The organism is Chryseobacterium sp. Y16C, from assembly GCF_022488405.1.
In the GTDB taxonomy this organism is placed as follows: Bacteria; Bacteroidota; Bacteroidia; order Flavobacteriales; family Weeksellaceae; genus Chryseobacterium; species Chryseobacterium geocarposphaerae.
In genome coordinates this window covers 3,957,919-3,978,358 of record NZ_CP092711.1, presented here as the reverse complement: position 1 = coordinate 3,978,358, position 20,440 = coordinate 3,957,919, and the positions used below count along the sequence as shown (strand labels likewise).

General features: G+C 35.1%; 17 protein-coding genes and 4 tRNA genes. 8 read left to right on the top strand and 13 right to left on the bottom strand.

Going from position 1 to position 20,440, the window contains the following annotated elements:
• Window positions 1-8: 8 nt before the first annotated feature.
• On the bottom strand, window positions 9-779 hold the full coding sequence (locus tag MKS83_RS18030; RefSeq protein ID WP_240580756.1) for a glycogen/starch synthase: 771 nt from the start codon (window positions 777-779) through the stop codon (window positions 9-11).
• Window positions 780-949: 170 nt separating this feature from the next.
• Between MKS83_RS18030 and panC the strand changes: the two genes are divergently transcribed.
• Window positions 950-1,798 (top strand): pantoate--beta-alanine ligase, encoded by an 849-nt coding sequence (panC, locus tag MKS83_RS18025; protein WP_240580755.1) that lies wholly within the window; start codon window positions 950-952, stop codon window positions 1,796-1,798.
• Window positions 1,799-1,991: 193 nt separating this feature from the next.
• Here panC and MKS83_RS18020 read toward each other — a convergent pair.
• The 4 genes from MKS83_RS18020 to MKS83_RS18005 all read right to left on the bottom strand — a co-directional run bounded on the left by MKS83_RS18020 (window position 1,992) and on the right by MKS83_RS18005 (window position 2,578).
• A tRNA-Lys gene (locus MKS83_RS18020) sits at window positions 1,992-2,064 on the bottom strand.
• A gap of 178 nt (window positions 2,065-2,242) precedes the next feature.
• A tRNA-Lys gene (locus MKS83_RS18015) sits at window positions 2,243-2,315 on the bottom strand.
• 72 nt (window positions 2,316-2,387) lie between these two features.
• A tRNA-Leu gene (locus MKS83_RS18010) sits at window positions 2,388-2,470 on the bottom strand.
• 35 nt (window positions 2,471-2,505) lie between these two features.
• Window positions 2,506-2,578, bottom strand: a tRNA-Lys gene (locus tag MKS83_RS18005).
• A gap of 114 nt (window positions 2,579-2,692) precedes the next feature.
• Between MKS83_RS18005 and MKS83_RS18000 the strand changes: the two genes are divergently transcribed.
• The gene (locus MKS83_RS18000; protein ID WP_240580754.1) at window positions 2,693-3,208 is read left to right on the top strand and encodes a shikimate kinase; all 516 of its coding nucleotides are present in this window, start codon (window positions 2,693-2,695) and stop codon (window positions 3,206-3,208) included.
• Window positions 3,209-3,228: 20 nt separating this feature from the next.
• Here MKS83_RS18000 and MKS83_RS17995 read toward each other — a convergent pair whose 3' ends face one another.
• Window positions 3,229-3,669: an RNA-binding S4 domain-containing protein gene (locus MKS83_RS17995; protein WP_100378191.1), complete on the bottom strand. Its 441-nt coding sequence runs from the start codon at window positions 3,667-3,669 to the stop codon at window positions 3,229-3,231.
• Window positions 3,670-3,727: 58 nt separating this feature from the next.
• Between MKS83_RS17995 and MKS83_RS17990 the strand changes: the two genes are divergently transcribed.
• Window positions 3,728-4,459: a hypothetical protein gene (locus MKS83_RS17990; RefSeq protein WP_240580753.1), complete on the top strand. Its 732-nt coding sequence runs from the start codon at window positions 3,728-3,730 to the stop codon at window positions 4,457-4,459.
• 44 nt (window positions 4,460-4,503) lie between these two features.
• Here MKS83_RS17990 and MKS83_RS17985 read toward each other — a convergent pair whose 3' ends face one another.
• The 5 genes from MKS83_RS17985 to MKS83_RS17965 all read right to left on the bottom strand — a co-directional run bounded on the left by MKS83_RS17985 (window position 4,504) and on the right by MKS83_RS17965 (window position 11,192).
• Entirely contained in the window at window positions 4,504-6,021 is a 1,518-nt protein-coding gene (locus tag MKS83_RS17985; RefSeq protein ID WP_240580752.1) for an FMN-binding glutamate synthase family protein, read from the bottom strand.
• A gap of 52 nt (window positions 6,022-6,073) precedes the next feature.
• Window positions 6,074-7,420: a tRNA (N(6)-L-threonylcarbamoyladenosine(37)-C(2))-methylthiotransferase MtaB gene (gene mtaB / locus MKS83_RS17980; protein WP_240580751.1), complete on the bottom strand. Its 1,347-nt coding sequence runs from the start codon at window positions 7,418-7,420 to the stop codon at window positions 6,074-6,076.
• 67 nt (window positions 7,421-7,487) lie between these two features.
• Window positions 7,488-8,078, bottom strand: coding sequence for a DUF1572 domain-containing protein (locus tag MKS83_RS17975; protein WP_240580750.1), 591 nt, complete (start codon window positions 8,076-8,078; stop codon window positions 7,488-7,490).
• A gap of 83 nt (window positions 8,079-8,161) precedes the next feature.
• The gene (locus tag MKS83_RS17970; protein ID WP_240580749.1) at window positions 8,162-10,258 is read right to left on the bottom strand and encodes a gliding motility-associated C-terminal domain-containing protein; all 2,097 of its coding nucleotides are present in this window, start codon (window positions 10,256-10,258) and stop codon (window positions 8,162-8,164) included.
• 136 nt (window positions 10,259-10,394) lie between these two features.
• Window positions 10,395-11,192: a hypothetical protein gene (locus MKS83_RS17965; RefSeq protein WP_100378197.1), complete on the bottom strand. Its 798-nt coding sequence runs from the start codon at window positions 11,190-11,192 to the stop codon at window positions 10,395-10,397.
• A 200-nt stretch (window positions 11,193-11,392) separates the two neighbouring features.
• Here MKS83_RS17965 and glgP point away from each other — a divergent pair, with 200 nt between their 5' ends.
• The gene (gene glgP, locus MKS83_RS17960; RefSeq protein ID WP_240580748.1) at window positions 11,393-13,057 is read left to right on the top strand and encodes an alpha-glucan family phosphorylase; all 1,665 of its coding nucleotides are present in this window, start codon (window positions 11,393-11,395) and stop codon (window positions 13,055-13,057) included.
• 66 nt (window positions 13,058-13,123) lie between these two features.
• Here the strand turns inward: glgP and MKS83_RS17955 are convergent, their stop codons facing one another.
• Window positions 13,124-13,306, bottom strand: a complete 183-nt coding sequence (locus MKS83_RS17955; protein ID WP_100378199.1) for a DUF6496 domain-containing protein — start codon at window positions 13,304-13,306, stop codon at window positions 13,124-13,126.
• 11 nt (window positions 13,307-13,317) lie between these two features.
• Entirely contained in the window at window positions 13,318-13,791 is a 474-nt protein-coding gene (locus MKS83_RS17950) for a hypothetical protein (RefSeq protein WP_240580747.1), read from the bottom strand.
• A 118-nt stretch (window positions 13,792-13,909) separates the two neighbouring features.
• Here MKS83_RS17950 and MKS83_RS17945 point away from each other — a divergent pair, with 118 nt between their 5' ends.
• The 4 genes from MKS83_RS17945 (at window position 13,910) to MKS83_RS17930 (ending at window position 20,378) form a co-directional block, all read left to right on the top strand.
• On the top strand, window positions 13,910-16,039 hold the full coding sequence (locus MKS83_RS17945) for a S9 family peptidase (RefSeq protein ID WP_240580746.1): 2,130 nt from the start codon (window positions 13,910-13,912) through the stop codon (window positions 16,037-16,039).
• Between the two features lie 86 nt (window positions 16,040-16,125).
• A complete protein-coding gene (locus MKS83_RS17940; protein WP_240580745.1) occupies window positions 16,126-16,740 on the top strand; it encodes a hypothetical protein in 615 nt (204 codons plus the stop codon).
• A 135-nt stretch (window positions 16,741-16,875) separates the two neighbouring features.
• A complete protein-coding gene (locus tag MKS83_RS17935; protein ID WP_240580744.1) occupies window positions 16,876-18,531 on the top strand; it encodes a peptide MFS transporter in 1,656 nt (551 codons plus the stop codon).
• Window positions 18,532-18,665: 134 nt separating this feature from the next.
• Window positions 18,666-20,378, top strand: a complete 1,713-nt coding sequence (locus MKS83_RS17930) for a peptide MFS transporter (RefSeq protein ID WP_240580743.1) — start codon at window positions 18,666-18,668, stop codon at window positions 20,376-20,378.
• Window positions 20,379-20,440 lie beyond the last annotated feature (62 nt).

Sequence of the window (20,440 nt, the reverse complement as noted above, 5' to 3'; positions counted from 1 at the left end):
TGTGTTTTTTAATAAAGTTGATTGATAGAATCTACATCAAGATACTCAGATTTTGATGTACCAGTTTCATTGAAAGCCTTATCTAATTCATCGTTTAAGAATTCATCTCCTTTAACAATTGAATCTACATAGTTCATACTTTCAATTACAACATTCTGAATGGTTGGATTTTCCAATGCCTTTAATCCTGAAATATTATCAAATTTAAGCTTATCTTCAATATTACCACTCAAAGCAGCATCTTTCTCATTGTATAAAGAAAGAACTATTTTAGCATCTTTAAAGTATGCATCAGTTTCGTAATACGTTTTAAGATAAATAGGAACAAAAGAGGACATCCATCCGTTTAAGTGAATAACATCCGGAACCCAGTTTAATTTTTTAATGGTTTCTATAACCCCTCTTGCAAAAAAGATTGCTCTCTCGTCATTGTCATCGAAAGGATTTCCTTCATCATCAAAATAATATTGCTTTCTTTTAAAATATTCTTCATTATCTATAAAATACACCTGAAGTCTTTCCCCGGGAAGAGAAGCTACCTTAATAATAAGAGGCTGATCTAAATCATTGATAATAATATTCATTCCTGAAAGACGAATAACCTCATGAAGCTGAAACTTCCTTTCACTTATTTGTCCAAATCGTGGCATAAAAACTCTTACATCATTTCCTTCCTGGTGCATCTTAAGTGCCATTTTGTTTACCACTGTTGCTAAATTTGTATCTTCCTGATAAGGGTACATTTCTGTGGTAATGTACAGTATCTTTTGATTCGGCATAAACTTCTATCTAATTTTTGTAAAAATGCTTTAATGTGCAAAATTACAAAAAAACATCCAACATTATTTTAATTAACATTTTTTTACGATAATTCCTTTTTTTAAATTATCAAAACCACACGGGGTTATATGATATTTTTAGTATTTTTGAAATACTATTATAATAAACTATGGAAGTTTTAAAAAATAAGAAAACACTTCAGGATTTCATTGAAAGACAGAAAGAAATGGGTAAAAGAATAGGCTTTGCCCCTACTATGGGCGCTTTGCATAACGGACACCTTTCTCTTTATGAAGAAGCAAGAAAAGAAAATGACCTTGTCATTTCTTCAATTTTTGTAAATCCCACTCAATTTAACAATCCTGAAGACCTTGAAAAATATCCACGAGATATAGATCGGGACATTTTGATCCTACGGAATTCAGGATTGGTGGATGCTGTTTACATCCCTGAAGTTTCTGATATCTATCCCGAAAAGACAGAAAGTCAGCACTACGACTTTGATGGATTGGAAAACGAAATGGAAGGAAAATCCCGGCCGGGACACTTTGACGGGGTAGGAACCGTTGTAGAAGAGCTTTTCAGACAGATACAACCCGACAATGCTTATTTTGGCGAAAAAGACTTTCAACAGTTAGCCATTATCAAAAAATTGGTTGAAAAGAAAAAGCTTCCCATTAAAATAAAAGGAGTGCCCATTTACAGAGCGAGTAATGGTTTAGCATTAAGCTCAAGAAATCAAAGACTGCACGAAGACAGAAGAGAAGCCGCAAAGATCATTTATGAAACATTAAAAAAGGTAAATAACTGGTTCAAAGAGATTACAATATCTGAAATTAAAGAAAAAGTACAGGACATCTTTGATGATCAACAAGGTATGCAGCTTGAATATTTTTTAATTGCAGATGAAGAAACTTTACAAGAAACGGAAACTTTTCAAAAAGATCGAAGTTTCAGAGCTTTTATAGTCGTTATGGTAGATGGTGTGAGGTTAATTGACAATATGCACCTCTCTTAAATATTACAATTTATTTCCAATATATGATAGGCATCACTTTTAGTGATGCTTTTTTATATCTTTATTAATAAAGTTAAACAACATAGTTTACATTTATCAAAATATAAAAAAAATCAAAGGCTTCTTACGAAGCCTTTGAAACACCAAATCACAAAATATTAATATGAAAAAAATTTACTTTTCAGTAAACTTGTGACCCGGCTGGGATTCGAACCCAGGACCCATACATTAAAAGTGTATTGCTCTACCAGCTGAGCTACCGAGTCGGTCACTTCATCTACAAATTACATTTCAAAATGTTTTTTGTTTTTAAGCGGTGCAAAGATACGATATTTTTTGTCTTTGCAAAATTTATTTTTAAAAATCAAAGGCTTCTTACGAAGCCTTTGAAACACCAAATCACAAAATATTAATATGAAAAAAATTTACTTTTCAGTAAACTTGTGACCCGGCTGGGATTCGAACCCAGGACCCATACATTAAAAGTGTATTGCTCTACCAGCTGAGCTACCGAGTCGGCCACAATTGTAATGATAAATATAAAAATAATTCTAATAAATCATATCAATTATTTCAATTTTCTGCAGTGTGCCTGCGACTGGACTCGAACCAGCACATCCTTAGGAAACCACCCCCTCAAGATGGCGTGTCTACCAATTTCACCACGCAGGCAATAAATTACAAAAGTCTAGTAATTTTCTTGCTAGTGACCCGGCTGGGATTCGAACCCAGGACCCATACATTAAAAGTGTATTGCTCTACCAGCTGAGCTACCGAGTCGGCCACTTTATTATCGATTAACACTGTGATAATGTCCCTCGTTTTTAGTGGTGCAAAGATATGAGTTTTTTCTTTATCTCAAAACTTTTTCGCAAATTTGTTTAAAAAAAATTCATGATAATTTCACTTGTTGGATACATGGGAAGTGGCAAATCTCACATTTCCAAAATATTAAGCGAAAAACTCAATTTTAAATTAATTGATCTTGATAAAGAAATTTCCAGGCGCAACAAATTAACAATTCCTGAAATCTTCGAAAAAAAGGGAGAAATCTACTTTAGAAAGCTGGAAAGAGAAACTTTGGAAGAAATACTGGCCTCACAGGAGAATGTGATTTTAAGCCTTGGTGGAGGGACTCCGGTTTACTATAATAATATGGAAATTATTAATCACAACTCGAAAAGTGTTTTTTTGAAAGCTTCTGTAGGGACTTTATCCGAAAGACTTCTGAAACAAAAAGAAAAACGTCCTTTGATTGCAAATATTTCTGATGAAAACCTTCCTGAGTTTATTGCTAAACATTTATTTGAAAGAAATGAAGTTTACAATAAAGCGCAAGCCAGTGTAATTACGGATAATAGGACTCCTGAAGACATTGTGGATGAAATAATAGAAAAGCTCTATCTCTAGAGCTTTTATTTTTAATAAGATTAATCTTCATTTTCAGAATCATCATCTCCGGTCTCACCAAAGAATTCATCCCAGTCTGTAAAATCTGTTGCAACATCATTTTCTACATAGTCATCCATATCACGTCGGTCTTTCTTCGTAGGCCTTCCCTCTCCTTTAATCCGGTAATAATCCTGAGACATTTTACGCATTTTTAATAGTTCATACTGCTCTTTATCTGTCACATCTTTTATATGTAAAGGCACTAATTTAGCCCCGATCCTGCTTTTAGGAATCTGGATTACTTTAATTTTATAGTCAATTTGATTTTTACGGATCTTAATTACATCCCCCTCCTTCACCTCCTTAGAAGACTTCACCACCGACTCTCCAATAGAAACTCTGTTTTTTTTAATCTCCTCAGTAGCAATGGTTCTAGTCTTATAAAAGCGAATGCTCCATAAAAATTTATCTATTCTCATATTTTTTTATACTTTTGTCGTTATATTATTTGTAAAGTAATTAAAAGTTTTTTTAATAATGAAAAAAATATTTTTATATATCCTTGCAGGATCCGTGTGCTTTTCTGCATGTAAGAAAGATGATGAGGATAATTCTTTTGTAGAGCCTACTGATGTCAATGTAAGAAATTCTTATGATGAACAAGCCATTCAAAAATTCATGGATAATAATTACTTGGATAGTCAGGGAAATATAAAGGCATTTAGCAGCACAGACGCTAGTGATGATAATGAGAAAAAATTATCTCAACTAAGCCCTCAAACACTTCCTTCAGGTGTTATTTATATTGTAAGAGATGGCGCTCAACCTTCGCCAGGTGTTACAATAGAAACAAATTCTAGTGCGACTAATGCCACTCAAATCAAAACAATGATAAGAGCTAACTATTATATTGCGACGGAAGCGAACGGAGATGTTAATTTTACCACATCAGGTACACTTTTTAATACTATTGATGGAAATGGGTCTCCTTATACTGATCCCTCTTTCTATTACGCGAGAAACTCACTTTTAAGTGACACAAAACCAAGAAGTTACTATGAAATAGAAGGCTTTCAAGAAGGTTTGAAACAATTCCGCGGATACGAAAACACGCCAAATGAGGCACCATATAACTTACAAGGTGTAATAATAGTTCCGTCAAAGGCTGCTTTTGCAAGAGACAGCAACTATTATGGTCTTCAGAATGCATGTTTTGTATTTAATTTCCAAATCTACGATGCCAAAACAAGGCCCGCAGATCAACAATAAAAAAAGCGCTTCAAATTGAAGCGCTTTTTTTATTATCTATTCTTCTAAACCCTTGCTTTTTGTTTTACATTTCCTAAAATATCCGGGAAATACAAGTCCGCTAAGTGATCAAATTCATCACCTCTCATAAACATTGTCGCATCAACTTCTTCATAAGAGCTTCTACCTGCTGCTGCAATCAGTTCATTACATGTATGAAGGGTATTTTTATGGAAGTGATATACTCTTTCCGCTTTATCCGTTACATCAAGCCCTTTAATTAACATTTTATCCTGTGTAGCAACACCTGTCGGGCAATTATTGGAATTACATCTCAATGCTTGAATACAGCCTAAAGAGAACATAAACCCTCTCGCATTATTACACATATCTGCCCCCATTGCAATGGCTCTCAAAATATCAAGACTCGTTAAAACTTTCCCGCTTGCTATAACCCTTAGTTTATCTCTTAAATTATAATTCTTAAGTGTTCGGTTAACAAAGATTAAAGCCGGTTCTAAAGGCATTCCAACCCCATCTGAAAATTCCGGCGGCGCGGCTCCTGTTCCTCCTTCTGCTCCATCAATCGTAATAAAATCCGGATAAATTTTCAATACATTCATCTGCACACAGATATCCTCAAATTCTTTAGTATCACCAATACAAAGCTTAAATCCCACAGGTTTACCACCTGAAAGTTCTCTCAACTGCTGCACAAATCTCAACAGCCCTGCAGCATCAGAAAAAGCACTATGGGAAGGTGGGGAAATTACTGTAACCCCTGGTGTGACGTGACGGATTTTTGCAATTTCAGGTGTATTTTTAACTCCCGGTAAAACTCCGCCATGGCCAGGTTTTGCTCCTTGAGATAATTTTATTTCAACCATTTTTACATTAGGCATAGTTGAATATTTTTTAAATAATTCAGGATTAAATTTTCCTTCTTCATCACGGCATCCGAAATACCCTGTTCCGATTTGCCAGCAAAGATCACCTCCTTCCAAATGATATGGAGAAATCCCTCCTTCACCTGTATTATGATAGAAATTACCTTTTTTTGCGCCTCTATTTAACGAAATTTGTGCTCTGTCGCTCAATGCCCCAAAACTCATCGCAGAAATATTAAATAATGAAGCATGATAAGGCTGTTTACACTGTTCTCCTCCTACCCAAACCCTTGGAAGTTCTTCTTTGGGAGATTTAGCATAAATGGAATGTTTGATTCCTTCATATTTTCGATGATTTACTTCAAGCTGAGTTCCAAAAGCCACAGTATCACTCAAGTTTTTAGCTCGTCTGTATACTGCGGAACGCTGATTTCTGGGAAACGGTTTTCCATCTGTTTCTCGTTCGATGAAATATTGCTGCATTTCAGGTGAAATACTTTCAAAAAAGTACCGAAAATATCCCAAAACCGGAAAGTTCCTTAGAATGGCATGTTTTGACTGATAAGCATTGTAAACTCCCAGTGCATAAATTGCGGATAACAGCGTCGGTATCCAGTAATGTGCTCTTATTAGTATTGCAACAATCCATGTAGCAACAACTAATACAATCCCCCAAGATAAAAACTTATCTCTCATGAATGTAATATTTAAAGTTAAAAATAAATTTAGTGGAAATTTCGCAAAGCGACTAAGCTTTTGCTAAAAAACTTTCGTAAGAAGATTGCACAGAAACCGTGCCATCTGACAGGATTTTTTCTAAATTTAAGAATTCGATTTGATTTACAGAAGCCTGATCAAAGTCTTTTTGGACTCTCACATAGTTTTCTGTGAAACCAAACATTTTACCGTCCTTATTCTCATGCTCCCAAAGAACAGGAAGCGTTTTTCCAAGCTGAGTCTGATAAAATGCCATTTTTTTCTTTTCAGATAAAATTCTCAGCATTTTATTTCTTTTTTTTCTTTCAGGAATAGGAACGAAACCTTCCATTTCTGCAGCCTCTGTATTTTCTCTTTCAGAATAGGTAAATACATGAAGATAAGTAATCGGAAGTTCATTCAGAAAATTATAGGTTTCCATAAATTTTTCTTCGGTCTCTCCCGGGAAACCAACAATTACATCTACACCAATCGCTGCATGAGGCATTACCTCACGGATTTTGTTTACTCTATCACTGTAAAGTTTCGTCAGATAACGACGCTTCATTTTTTTCAGCAAGTCATCACTTCCTGATTGTAGCGGAATATGAAAATGCGGAACAAAGCTTTTACTTTTGGCAACCAGCTCAATACTTTCATCTTTCAGAAGATTAGGCTCAATAGAAGAAATACGGATCCTCTCAATACCATCAACCTGATCTAATTCTGAGATGAGATCTAAAAAGGTATGTTCATGTCTTTTGTTTCCGAATTCACCTTTACCGTAATCACCGATATTGACACCAGTAAGAACAATTTCTTTGATGTCTTTTGCTGCGATTTCTTTTGCATTCTTCAAAACATTTTCAATGGTGTCCGAACGGGAAATCCCTCTTGCCAAAGGAATGGTACAGTAAGTACATTTGTAATCACAGCCATCCTGAACTTTCAGGAACGCTCTGGTTCTGTCTCCGATGGAGTAACTTCCGATAAAGAAATCGGTTTCCTCAATTTCACAAGAATGAACAATACCTTCGTTTTCAGATTTTTCCAGATCATCCAGATAACTCAAGATATTGAATTTTTCTTTAGCTCCTAAAACCAAATCAACACCTTCAATCTGTGAAATTTCTTCGGGTTTCAACTGTGCATAACATCCGACAATGACAACCAAACCTTCAGGATTAGCTTTCATGGCTCTTTTAACGTGAAGTTTACATTCACGATCTGCGTTTTCAGTTACTGAGCATGTATTGATTACATAAACATTTGCCTTCTCATCAAAACTCACCTTTTCATAACCTGCATCTGTTAATTGACGGGCAATAGTAGATGTTTCCGCAAAATTTAATTTGCAGCCAAGGGTGTGAAATGCGGCAGTTCTTTGAAAAGTTGACATTTATTTACTCCTGATTTTTGTGGATGCAAAGATAGTAATTTTAATATGATTTTTAAATTGATTCAGTCTATTGCTTAAATTCATCTCGAACCTCGGGACTATTTTGATAACAAACGGGTGAAGAATTTGGATCTGCATCATTTTCGGAAAATTTATTTTTCATTTCAGCATTAAATTCCTGAGATTTATTTCTGGCGATAGAAAGTGTTTTCCAATCATTATTTTTCATCATTTTTGAAATATATACGATTTGTCCGATATGATAAGGATAATGGGCCAGTTGACGAAATACAGCATCAATCACAGAATGTGCTTCGCCTCTTATATAAATGGTGGAATGTAAATTTTCATCATTAATCTGATTTAATGCATTAAAAAGACATTCCCAACCTTTTTCCCAATATTCTACTACTTCTCTTTTTGTTTTGAAGGTATTAACAAATTCTTTGTCACGGTTTCGCCAAGGTTTTTCACCATCTTCTGCTAGAAAATTGGTCCATCTGGATAGCATATTTCCGGCAATATGCTTTACAATAATCGCAACTGAATTGCTTTCTTCATTGAACTGCCAAAAGATCTGCTCATCGGAAAGCTGTTCAAACGACTTATCGCCAAGCATTTTATAATATTCAAAACGTTTTATAAATAAATCTTTCATAAGTAATAGTTTGACTCACTAATTTAAGGTTTCTCCAATAAAAAACCGCCACTTTCGTGACGGCTTTATTATTTCAGGTTCATTTATTTTCTGTTTTTTACCATTACCCATCCTGTATATTTAACAGGAGTATGCTGTTTGCTTGGTTCATTCCAGGTTATAGAATACCAGTAATTACCTGTTGGAATCGGTTTATTTCCGGCGGTTCCGTCCCATTTATAATTATTAAATTTATTTGCCTGGAAAACTTTGTTTCCATATCTGTCATAAATATTAAATACCAGATTTTCTTTATTGGCCAATGCAGAATAATCAATAACATCATTGATTCCGTCTCCATTTGGTGTGATGGCATTAATTAAATTAGGAACAACAATGGCTACATCTACAGGTGCACAATTATAAGCATCTTTTACATAGATGGTATGATCACCTCTTTTAACATTAGTAAAAACATTAGAATCCTGCCACTGAATATTATCCATTGAATATTTGTATGGTGATGTACCTCCTGTAACATTTATTGTAACGGTCGTGTTAGAAATATCAATACTTACAACTACAGGCTCTTCTGAAGCATGCACTTTTACCGTCTGCATAGCGATACATTCTCCTTTTTTCAGTTTCACCCAATACGTTCCCACACTTACGTTTGTAATAACCTGTGTAGTTGCTCCTGTGCTCCATTCATATCCGTCAAATCCGGCTCCTGCATCCAGAGTGGTTTTGTCTTCGATACAAATTGTCTTGTCTTTTAGAACTGACGAATAAGTAGCTGGAATTATGGAGAGTGTTATTTTAGCAATACCATAACAACCATTGCCATCTATTACTTTTATGTATGCTGCTCCCTCTGCTGAAATATACGCTGAAGGAGTCAGTATTTCATTAGTCCCGTTAATTGCATTGGCTACTGAGCTATAGTATTTTTTAGTAACTCCGCTTTGTGTTGTTACCGATACTGTTGTCAGATTAAAAATAGCTATTTTAGGATTCTCTTCTGATGCGCAAGCTCTTAAAGAAGCATCATTCACAATTACCTCAGGATAAAATTTAAGTGTAATAACCGCCGTAGTAGAGCATCCTTGTGAAGTTTTTATCGATGCATACACCACACCTTCAGCAGACAAATATTGACTTGGATTTGAAATTTGCCCTGTTCCTGCATTTAAGTCAGCCATTGTCAGGTAATATTTGATCGTCACACCCGATCCGCCGAAAACATTAGCACTCGTCAAATCAAACAGCCCTTTACCTGATTTATAATTATTACAAGCATATAATGTAACATTATTCCCCGTAATTCCTCCTAATTTAAATTTGAATTTGCCAATCTGCCTACAAAAATTGATCGGGTTATTAGGATTTGAAGGATCTAAATAATGTATACTGTAATAATAAATAGTCGTAGTATTTACCGTAATAGGTGCTAAAATAGGATTTGTTCCGGCAAGCGCATCGTTTTGAGTTGTATGATAAGTAATCACAAAATTAGGATTTCCATTCAGGATTCCTGTAGTCAGTGTACTAAAGTCAAAAACAGCAGGATTGGCGCAAATTAAGATTTCTCTTGGATCATTCGGATTTGCAGCAGGAATCCCTGGTGGAGTAAACGGGTGCGGCTGTAAAACAGGATCCGTAAAAGGAGATGCCAATGTTGCCGTTCCGCCCCAGGTTAAAGAAAACGGAGCAACTGTACTGCTTCCTGCTCCCACCCAGTTGTCGATATAAAGATAATAAGTTTGTCCGGCTATAACATCCATGTACATACAATAAGGTGTCGGCGAACCTCCTGCAGCACTGGTAAGTGTGCTGGTCATATTTAATCCTGTGTTGGCACCTACCCCAATTACCGTAGCTGCATTACAGCGTATTGGAGACCCCAAATTTCCGCAGCTTGCATTAGGTCCGTAGATGGCCCAGTCATAATCTGCACCCGGATCATTGGGAACCAGATCAAAAGTAAGTGTTCCGCTGGTAGCAATAGTAAGTTTGTACCAAATTGAATTATGCTCACCCGTAGTTAAACAACCGCCTAAATTCTCGTTAACAGCACCAATTCCTGTCGGACTATAAGTAATACTCGAATTTCCGCAGACTGATAATGCAGTAGAGCAATCCGCCTGAGCAAAATAAACTTGTGATAATAATAAAAGAAATAATAGTAAAGTTTTTTTCATTATCAATTGGTTATTAAATTTTAAAAGTACCTCAAATATAATAATTTAAATGAATAACAACAAAAGACAAAGAAAATAAAAGATTTAATTATAAAAGCAAACAATAATTAAATTTATAAAAGCGATTAAGCGAAAATTATTTTATACTCGTAATATTACCACACATGTTTTCAAGGTGAAAAATTTTATGAAAAGGGCTCTTCACTTCATTCAAATGCTCTTTATCCTGAATGAAAGTATATCGGGAGGCCAGAGAATTCATATCTGAAACAATCACCAGCCAACATTCATCAACACTGCTGTCGTAATAAGGAAATTTTTCATTTTTCTTTTCAATCAGCTCTAAAATCTTTTCAGAGCAGAGCTCATCAAACAAGCTCATATTGTACTCATGGGTTATGAAAACATTTCTCCGGTGAAAAGATTTTCGCACACTTTTTACAACGCCGAATGGTTTACCCTTTTTTATACTTTTATAAATATTCTGAATAATTTCTTCCTGATGTTCCAGAGAATCCAGCTTAATATGGGGATAGAATTCTAAAAAATAAACACCACGATACTTCGTAGTGTCTTCTTGTTCCAATAGTATTTCTGTCTGGCGGAAAATCTTATTTAAGCTGCTTTCAACCTTCTTCATTTCAAGGTGATTGATTACCTCAGTAAGCTCTATCCCGATCTTCTTGTCGTTTAGTTTAGCGATAAAATCCGGACTCTCACAAGTAAGATTTTCAAACTGCACTTCCGGAAAATGGTGCATAAACGAATTCAGCAATAAAATCTCGGCTTTCTTTTTATACTTTTCACGATCATGCAGCGGAGATTCATCTATTTTACGATGATACTTCTCTATCGGCTTTTTTTTCAAATGTCGATTCAGATAATATAAGCTCAGATTTTTAATTAAATCTTCATCAGAAAATGCCTTTTTCATGTGCTTATTATTTTATTGTTATGGAACACATAAAACTTCCGGTTTCAGTTCTTGAAGTTTTGATTATCAAAAATTTACACTTAAAGATAAGCAAAAAAACAATTCAAAAACTGCTTTTTAAAATAATTTCTCTTATAATTAATATATAGTTTACTTTCATAATTAATACCTTTGCCCCTTCAATTATAAAACTGTGATTTATGGATTTTAAAAATTTTAAAATACCCTACAGCGTCAATTCCCAATATTCTAAAAAAGTAGCCTATTTTTCAATGGAATTTGCCATTGAACAGGTATTAAAAATATATTCAGGAGGTCTCGGATTTTTAGCAGGTTCTCACATGAGAAGTGCCTACAATTTGAAACAGGACCTTATAGGAATCGGTATCCTTTGGAAATTTGGTTACTATGATCAGGCAAGAAATCACGATCAGACGTTACAACCGACGTGGACAAGAAAAATGTACAGCTTTCTTGAAGATACCGGAATAAAATTTCAGATTGAAATACACAGTGCTCCGGTTTGGGTAAAAGTCTGGTATCTGGATCCGGAAATTTTCAATACCGCTCCTATGTTTTTCTTGTCAACAGATGTTCCGGAGAACGATCATATTTCAAAAACAATTTGTCATAAACTCTATGACGCCAATGAATCGACAAAATTGGCTCAATACATTCTGCTCGGTAAAGGAGGGGCAAGATTGCTGGACGAAATGAATATCGAAAGAGATATTTATCACCTCAACGAAGCTCACGGGCTTCCTGCCGCGTTTCATTTGCTGAAAAAATATAATGGAGATTTAAGTAAAGTAAAAGAGAAATTAGTTTTCACCACTCATACTCCGGAAGAAGCAGGAAATGAAAAACACAATCTGAAATTATGTTACGATATGTCATATTTTTCAGGTTTGAGTATGGAAGAAGTGAAAAAGATTGAAGGTTCTGATGATGACCGTTTCAACCATTCACTCTGTGCTTTGAAAATGGCAAAAATTGCCAACGGTGTTTCACAGCTTCATGGTGTCGTTTCAAGAGCCATGTGGAGCAAATATCCCGGAATTTGCGGAATTACATCTATTACCAATGCTCAGGAATTCAAATATTGGGCAGATAAACCGCTTTACAATTCAAAAGATGAAAATGACGAGACTGTTTTCGACTATCGTAAAAAGCATTTAAAGAAAAGACTATTCAAAATTGTAGCTGACCAGACAGGAAATTTATTCAACCCTAATATTTTCACGATTGTCTGGGCAAGAAGATTTGCTGGTTACAAACGTGCCGATTTGTTATTACATGACAAAGAAAGGTTGTACAGATTATTAAATCATCCTAAATATCCAATTCAGATTATTTGGGCAGGAAAACCTTATCCTATGGATTACTCTGCAATTTCTACCTTTAATTCATTGGTTGAAGAGAGTAAAAACCATAAAAACATGGCTGTACTTACAGGGTACGAACTTTCATTAAGTAAATCCTTAAAACAAGGTTCAGATCTTTGGCTCAACAATCCAAGAGTTCCGAGAGAAGCTTCAGGAACTTCAGGAATGACGGCAGCAATGAACGGTTCCGTTAACTTATCTACAGACGACGGATGGATTCCTGAATTTGCAAAGCATGGCGAAAATTCATTTGTTGTTCCTAAAGCAGATTACCAAAATATGAGTGTTTACGAACAGGATACTTATGATTTGAACAAATTATACGAAATTCTGGAAAACGAAATCCTTCCTACTTACTATGAAAAGCCTAATGCGTGGAGAAAGATCCAGCACAATGCGATGAATGATGTGAAGGACCGATTCAACAGCGATAGAATGGCAGATGAATATTATAAAGTTTTATATAATTACGAAGGTTGATTCTCCTTTATTAAAAAATAAAAATCGGTTTGATATTCTCAAACCGATTTTTATTTTAGGTTAATCTTATTTCTTTTTTGAAGGCACTTTTAAACCTTTTTCTCTCGCTTCAGAAATACCAATGGCTACAGCCTGCTTTCTGCTTGTCACTTTTTTTCCGGAAGAAGATTTCAGTTTTCCTTCCTTGAATTCGTGCATTACCTTTCCTACTTTGTCCTGAGCTTTTTCTGAATATTTTGTCTTGCTCATGATTTTTTCTTTTAAGATTTAGGCAGGGCTACCCCTATTTCATAAACGCGTGCATGCTTCAAATACTTTGAGCGCTCCCGTGAAGTTACCGATTCGAAATGATTATTTTTAAGCACTACAATCGGATCTTCCGTATTTTCAATTTCAAAATTAGCTAAATATCTTTCGTCCGGAGGAGACTGTAATAGTTTTGCTTTAATTTTCTGCAGTTCATCTGCATATTTTCTGAATCCCGGATCTGATGAATGGATAAATTTATATTCATCACCCGCATCTACATAATAATGAAGTTTTTTCTCAATCAAATGAGCCTCATTACAAATATCAGGATTGTCATTTCCATCTTTAAAACCTACTTCCACCAATGTTCCTCCCTTTTTCTGCGCACATTGTTCAGCATCATCATAACTGGAAAATCCTGTATATACAATTTGATCATCCAAGACATATCGGTTCAGTTTCTGGTTAAATGCATTCGTTTCCATAATTATTATTGATTTGATTATATATTGATTATATTCAATTTTGTTGCCAAAACCCTTGTTTAATTTGCTTTTTTCAGCATTTATAAAATTATTATATTTGAAATCTTTAAAATTGGAAATGAAAAAATTCTTATTAACGCTTACAGTGGCGGCTGCATTTCAAAGCTTAACTGCACAGGAAATTACTTTAGATAAAATATATTCAGGATATTACCGAGGAAAGGGCATTGCCGGAATCACCTCTATGAAAAACGGTGAAAATTATCTGGTGATCGAACAAGGCGGAATCGCTAAATATTCTTATAAAACTTCTCAAAAAGAGGGAAACATTGTAGACGGAAATTTTGAAAGCTATGAGTTTTCAGAAGATGAGTCTAAAATTTTATTATTAAAAGAAAGCCAGCCGATCTACAGACATTCATTCTTAGGAACGTTTGATGTAAAAGATTTAAAATCAGGAAAAACAATTTCTTTAAACAACGGAAAGCCGGTTCAGGAGCCAAGGTTTTCTCCGGATGCGACAAAAGTAGCTTTCATTGTTGAGAATAATATTTTTTATCAGGATTTAAATTCGGGAAAAATCACACAGGTTACAGAACACGGCGTCAAAAATAAAATCCTGAACGGTCTTGCAGACTGGGTATATGAAGAAGAATTCGGACATGCCAGATTATATGAGTGGACTAAGAACTCGAACGCAATAGTTTTTGTAAAATCTGATGAAAGCCAGGTTCCGGAAATTTATATTCCGATTTATGGAAAAACACTGTACCCAAGTGAAATGCGTTATAAATATCCGAAAGCAGGAGAAAAAAACTCTGTAGTTTCGGCTCACATTTACCTTTTGGACAGTGGCAAAAAGTCAAAAATCAATCTTGACAATTTTAAGAATTATTATATTCCAAATGTTATTCAAACGGCAAAACCGGACGAAATTGTTCTGATCACTTCTGAAAGAACACAAAATGCTTCAGATATATTAAAAGTCAATACCCAAACTGGGGAAGTGAAAAAACTTTTCACAGAAACCGATGAGAAATGGATAGATACAGACAATGTAACATTAGAATTTTTGGATGACAACAGCTTCCTTTGGGGATCTGAAAGAGACGGAAACCGCCATTTGTACTGGTATGATCAGAATGGGAAACTGAAAAAGCAGGTTACGAAAGGAAATTGGGAAGTAACCGATTATTACGGTTATAACCCAAAATCAAAAGAAATCTACATCCAGACTACGGAAAAAGGGAGCATCAACAAAGTTGTTTCTAAGGTCAATATTGAAAATGGAAAAACCCAACTGATTTCCAATGCAGAAGGAAATAATTCTGCTAACTTCAGTAAAAACTATAATTACTTTATAGAAACTTCTTCTACTGCTGCAAAACCTTACACATTCGTTCTTAAAGACGGAAATGGTAAAGTAGTAAAAGAGCTTCAGAATAATGATGCTCAGCTTCAAAAATTAAAGACCGATAACTTCGTTGAAAAAGAATTCATCACTATTCCAAATGAAGCAGGAGATCAGATGAATGCTTGGATCATTAAGCCTAAAAACTTTGATAAAAACAAGAAATACCCATTATTCATGTTTCAATATTCAGGACCGGGCTCTCAGCAGGTTGCCAACTCTTGGGACAACGGAAACGGAATCTGGTTTGAAATGTTAGCACAAAAAGGTTATATCATAGCTTGTGTTGACGGACGTGGAACCGGGTATAAAGGTGCTAAATTCAAGAAAGTAACGTACATGAATTTAGGAAAATACGAAATTGAAGACCAGATTGCTGCTGCAAAATGGTTCGGAAACCAGTCTTATATTGATAAATCCAGAATCGGAATCTTCGGATGGAGCTTTGGTGGATATATGGCAAGTTTGGCAATGACTAAAGGAGCAGATGTTTTCAAAGCAGGAATCGCCGTTGCACCAGTAACTAACTGGAGATATTACGATTCTGTGTACACGGAAAGATTTTTAAGAACTCCACAGGAAAATCCTGATGGATACGACAAGAACTCACCTACTGAATATGCGAATTTATTGAAAGGGAAATTCTTATTAATTCATGGAACTGCCGATGATAATGTTCATTTCCAAAACTCTATGGAATTCTCAGAAGCTTTGATTCAGAATAAAAAGCAATTTGAATTCATGGCTTATCCAGATAAAAACCACGGAATTTACGGTGGACAGACAAGACCGCAGCTGTATCAGAAAATGACCGATTTTATTTTGGAAAATCTTTAAGATCATCATTCATCCATCATAACAAAATCCGACTTCAAACGAGTCGGATTTTTTATTTAAAATTTATACTTTTAACCAAACAAAAAATGATGCGTAAAATATTGATCACTTCTTTTCTATTTTGTTTCCTCTATATTTTCGGACAGAATGAAAACATGGATTTTCTTCTTTATAAAAATGTCCTGGAAAAGTCTGACTCCTTATTCGCCATTGGAAAAATCTCGGAAATTGATTCTAAAATGGTGATGGACCTTGCTAAGAAATCAGACAAGGAATATCCTTTAAAATACTTTGAAAACTCATTTCAGCTTTTTAAAGATTCTAAATACAATGAAAGTGCTTTTTTATATTATTTAGGGAAAATGAGAACCACAGATTTCAATAATCACGGTAACGGACATTTTGAACCTTCGACGGATGATAATGTAATTTTAGAAGAAGGACTTTTTATATATATGGCTCTGGACGCAGATAATTTTATGAAGGTTTTAAAAATGGCTAAAGATTTTTACCGTACAAATGATTATTTCTACATCAGTAAAAACAAAGGATACCAAAAAGTAAATAGCCCGGAAATCTATAGTGAACTTATAACTGCAATAGAAAATAATAAGTCAAAAGTCCAACAGGAACTTTCATTACAACGGGATGAGATGAAAAAACATATTCTGGAATACCTGCAATACATTAAATCTAATTAGCTTTTCATTCATTCTTAGTTATCCAACTTTTCAGGGAAATCATTTATTAATTTCATTAATCATTTTGAGAAAATTCAATTCATTTTATCAATTAAAATTAAAACCCTATTTTTGGGAAATTTGAAATTTTCAACTATGAAGACTAAACATCCTAAAGGGTTGCCTTTCCTCTTCTTCACTGAAATGTGGGAGCGTTTCGGGTATTATTTAATTCTCGGAATTTTTGTATTGTATGTGATTGAACCAACTGGTGCAAAAGGAGGACTTGGACTTCCCGACAAAACTGCAGACGACATTTTCGGAACTTATATCGCTTTAACGTATCTTACTCCGTTCATTGGCGGATTTTTAGCAGACAGAGTTTTAGGTTATATTAAATCGATTTATTTAGGAGGAATTCTAATGGCAGCCGGATATATTGGGATGGGTGTGTTCAAAGATCTTACTTTATTTTATTGTTCGCTGGCTTTAATTATTATCGGAAACGGATTCTTTAAACCTACTATTTCCACATTGCTTGGAAATCTGTATTCTGAAGAACCTTACAAAGCCAATAAAGATTCCGGATACAATATTTTCTATATGGGAATCAATATCGGAGCATTTATCTGTAACATTATTGCCGCGTTTATGAGAAATAAATTCGGTTGGGGTGAAGCCTTTATCACAGCCGGAGTCGGAATGTTGATTGGTATGGTGATTTTTACCGTCGGTAGAAAACATTACATCCACGCAGCTCAAATGAAACCTGTACAGGAAGGCGATACCAAACTTTCTGAAATCCTGGTTAAAGTGTTCTTACCGGCTATCATTGCCGGAGCAATTGGTTGGGTAATTCCAGGAAATATTTTTGGAAGTGATAATACAGATGCTTTTATTTTTGCTTGTATTCCCGTTATTTATTTTTATGCATCACTTTACTTCAAAGCAAAACCGGAAGAAAAATCATCTATTGGGGCTTTGTTATCGGTATTCCTGATCAGTATGTTCTTCTGGGCAGTTTTCAAACAGAACGGAACGGCTTTAACAAGGTGGGCGAATTACTACACAGACAGAAGCGTTCCTACATCATTAGAAAAGCCTTTGGAAGGAATTTATATGGTGGAAGGAAAAAGTTATGAAAATAAAGAAGTTCCTGTTTATGACAACCAATTTCAGTCGCAAAAAGATAAAGACGGAAATACAATTAAAGTACAGGGAAAAGATGTTTATTTTAAAAATATCTCTCCTGAAAAACGTGCTGAATTAGAGAAAAATCCGGAAACAAAAACTTATTTATACAATACTGAATTATTCCAATCTATCAATCCGTTTTGGGTAATTGCTTTAACTCCTGTTGTTGTAGGGTTCTGGGCATTATTAAGAAGAAAAGGAAAAGAGCCTTTAACTCCCACAAAAATCGTTTTGGGACTTTTCATTTCGGGATTATCCTGTTTGGTAATGGTCTTAGCAGTTTGGGCTGGAGATAATGGTGCTGTAAAAGTTTCGCCTTGGTGGCTGGTTGCAAGTTACGGAGTGATCACAGTTGGAGAATTATGCCTTTCCCCTATGGGATTATCTTTTGTTTCGAAACTTTCCCCTGCAAGAATTACTGCTTTGATGATGGGAGGTTTCTTCCTGGCAAACTCTGTCGGAAACAAACTTTCAGGGATTTTGGCAAGTACATGGTATAACTACGACAATAAGATGAATTATTTCCTGGTAAACTTCGCTTTATTAATGTTTGCTACCCTTTTAGGACTATCTATGTTAAAAAGATTAAACAGAATTATGAAAGAAAAAGGGCATTAATCCTTATTAACAATAAAGAAAATAAAGCTGTAGATTGATTCTGCAGCTTTTTTGTTTAAATATAAAATTAAAACCTTGCCGAAAACACAAAAAAAACTATATTTGTCAGTCTTAACAAAAATTAACAATAAAAAATGGATAATACTGAAGCATTAAGTCCGAAACCGGATGAATTTGTAGAGAATAAGAACTCCAGGCATCCAAAAGGATTATGGGTTCTGTTCGGAACAGAAATGTGGGAGCGTTTCAACTTTTATGGGATGAGAGCATTGCTTACCTTATTTATGGTAAACTCGCTTTTGATGAAGGAGGCAGATGCTTCAATTATTTACGGAGGTTTCCTTGCTCTTTGTTATCTTACTCCAATGTTGGGAGGTTTTATCGCCGACAGGTTTTTAGGAAACAGATACTGTATCCTTCTTGGAGGTACTTTAATGGCAATTGGTCAGTTTTTACTATTCGTAAGTGCAAGTACATTCGGATCTAGCTTAGGAACGGCTACTACAATCATGTGGACTGCTTTGGGAATCATTATTTTCGGTAACGGATTCTTCAAACCAAACATTTCCTCAATGGTTGGAAGTCTTTATCCAAAACAGGAAAAATCAAAACTGGATTCTGCATTTACGATTTTCTATATGGGGATCAACTTAGGAGCTTTCCTTGGTCAGTTGATTTGTCCATTAATCGGAGATGTAAAATCTGCAGACGGAATCAGAGATATCCACGCTTTCAAATGGGGATTCTTAGCAGCTTCTATCGCAATGATGGTAGGAACAATTACTTTCCTGGTTCTTAAAAATAAATATGTTGTAACCCCTACCGGAAGGCCTATCGGAGGATTGCCAAAACACAATACTTCAGAAGATTTTGAAGAAGGAGAAGCACAAACTGCAAAATTTTCTACAGCATCTGTTGGAATTGCAGCGGTATTATTTGTAATTCTAGGATCATTATTCCACTTTGCATTAGGGCAAAACGTAATATATTCATTGGTTTACGCGAGTGGTATTTCATTAGCTTATTTAATCATGTCAGATTCTTCTTTAACTAAAATTGAAAGAGACAGAATCTGGGTAATCTATATTGTTTCATTCTTCGTAATCTTTTTCTGGGCTGCATTTGAGCAGGCGGGTTCTTCTTTGACCTTCATTGCCGACAATCAGACAGACAGACATTTCTTCGGATGGAATATGCCACCTTCAATGGTACAGATCTTCAACGGGATCTTCGTGGTTGCTTTGGCAGTACCATTCAGTATTCTTTGGGATAAATTGAGAGCAAGAAGCAAAGAACCTGTATCTCCGTTTAAACAAGCAATGGGATTGGCTTTGATCGCAATTTCTTATTTCATCATCGCACACAACGTAAAAGATCTTGGAAATCATGGACTTTTAGCTGTAAAATGGTTAATCTTACTATATTTCATCCAAACTTGTGGGGAGCTTTGTTTGTCTCCAATCGGGTTATCGTTGGTAGGAAAATTAGCTCCAAAAAGATTTGCTTCACTATTATACGGAGTGTTCTTTATCGCAAACGCAGCAGGATACGCATTAGCAGGAACTTTGGGCTCTATTTTACCTGCAACAGGTGATAAATTTGAAGCAGCACAGAAAATCGGAGTTAATCTTCAGGATGTTCTAGATAAAAAAGTAACTTTAACTGCAGATCAGGCAGCAGCTTTCGAAAAAGCGCAATTGCCTTTACAAAACCCAACTTTTGCAGGGTTTGAAATCCACAACCTATTCGAATTCTTTATGGTATTCGTAGTTCTTTGTGGTATTGCTGCTGTAATCCTGGCTTTAATTTCACCAATCTTAAAGAAAATGATGCACGGTGTGAACTAATCTGCATCAATAAAATACAACTAAAACCTCTGCTAAGTCAGAGGTTTTTTTTATTTTCGTGT

Bases quoted from the DNA above. Each gene is read 5' to 3' on its own strand.
- MKS83_RS18030 (WP_240580756.1), bottom strand. From the start codon at position 779: ATGCCGAATCAAAAGATACTGTACATTACCACAGAAATGTACCCTTAT.
- panC (WP_240580755.1), top strand. From the start codon at position 950: ATGGAAGTTTTAAAAAATAAGAAAACACTTCAGGATTTCATTGAAAGA.
- MKS83_RS18000 (WP_240580754.1), top strand. From the start codon at position 2,693: ATGATAATTTCACTTGTTGGATACATGGGAAGTGGCAAATCTCACATT.
- MKS83_RS17995 (WP_100378191.1), bottom strand. From the start codon at position 3,669: ATGAGAATAGATAAATTTTTATGGAGCATTCGCTTTTATAAGACTAGA.
- MKS83_RS17990 (WP_240580753.1), top strand. From the start codon at position 3,728: ATGAAAAAAATATTTTTATATATCCTTGCAGGATCCGTGTGCTTTTCT.
- MKS83_RS17985 (WP_240580752.1), bottom strand. From the start codon at position 6,021: ATGAGAGATAAGTTTTTATCTTGGGGGATTGTATTAGTTGTTGCTACA.
- mtaB (WP_240580751.1), bottom strand. From the start codon at position 7,420: ATGTCAACTTTTCAAAGAACTGCCGCATTTCACACCCTTGGCTGCAAA.
- MKS83_RS17975 (WP_240580750.1), bottom strand. From the start codon at position 8,078: ATGAAAGATTTATTTATAAAACGTTTTGAATATTATAAAATGCTTGGC.
- MKS83_RS17970 (WP_240580749.1), bottom strand. From the start codon at position 10,258: ATGAAAAAAACTTTACTATTATTTCTTTTATTATTATCACAAGTTTAT.
- MKS83_RS17965 (WP_100378197.1), bottom strand. From the start codon at position 11,192: ATGAAAAAGGCATTTTCTGATGAAGATTTAATTAAAAATCTGAGCTTA.
- glgP (WP_240580748.1), top strand. From the start codon at position 11,393: ATGGATTTTAAAAATTTTAAAATACCCTACAGCGTCAATTCCCAATAT.
- MKS83_RS17955 (WP_100378199.1), bottom strand. From the start codon at position 13,306: ATGAGCAAGACAAAATATTCAGAAAAAGCTCAGGACAAAGTAGGAAAG.
- MKS83_RS17950 (WP_240580747.1), bottom strand. From the start codon at position 13,791: ATGGAAACGAATGCATTTAACCAGAAACTGAACCGATATGTCTTGGAT.
- MKS83_RS17945 (WP_240580746.1), top strand. From the start codon at position 13,910: ATGAAAAAATTCTTATTAACGCTTACAGTGGCGGCTGCATTTCAAAGC.
- MKS83_RS17940 (WP_240580745.1), top strand. From the start codon at position 16,126: ATGATGCGTAAAATATTGATCACTTCTTTTCTATTTTGTTTCCTCTAT.
- MKS83_RS17935 (WP_240580744.1), top strand. From the start codon at position 16,876: ATGAAGACTAAACATCCTAAAGGGTTGCCTTTCCTCTTCTTCACTGAA.
- MKS83_RS17930 (WP_240580743.1), top strand. From the start codon at position 18,666: ATGGATAATACTGAAGCATTAAGTCCGAAACCGGATGAATTTGTAGAG.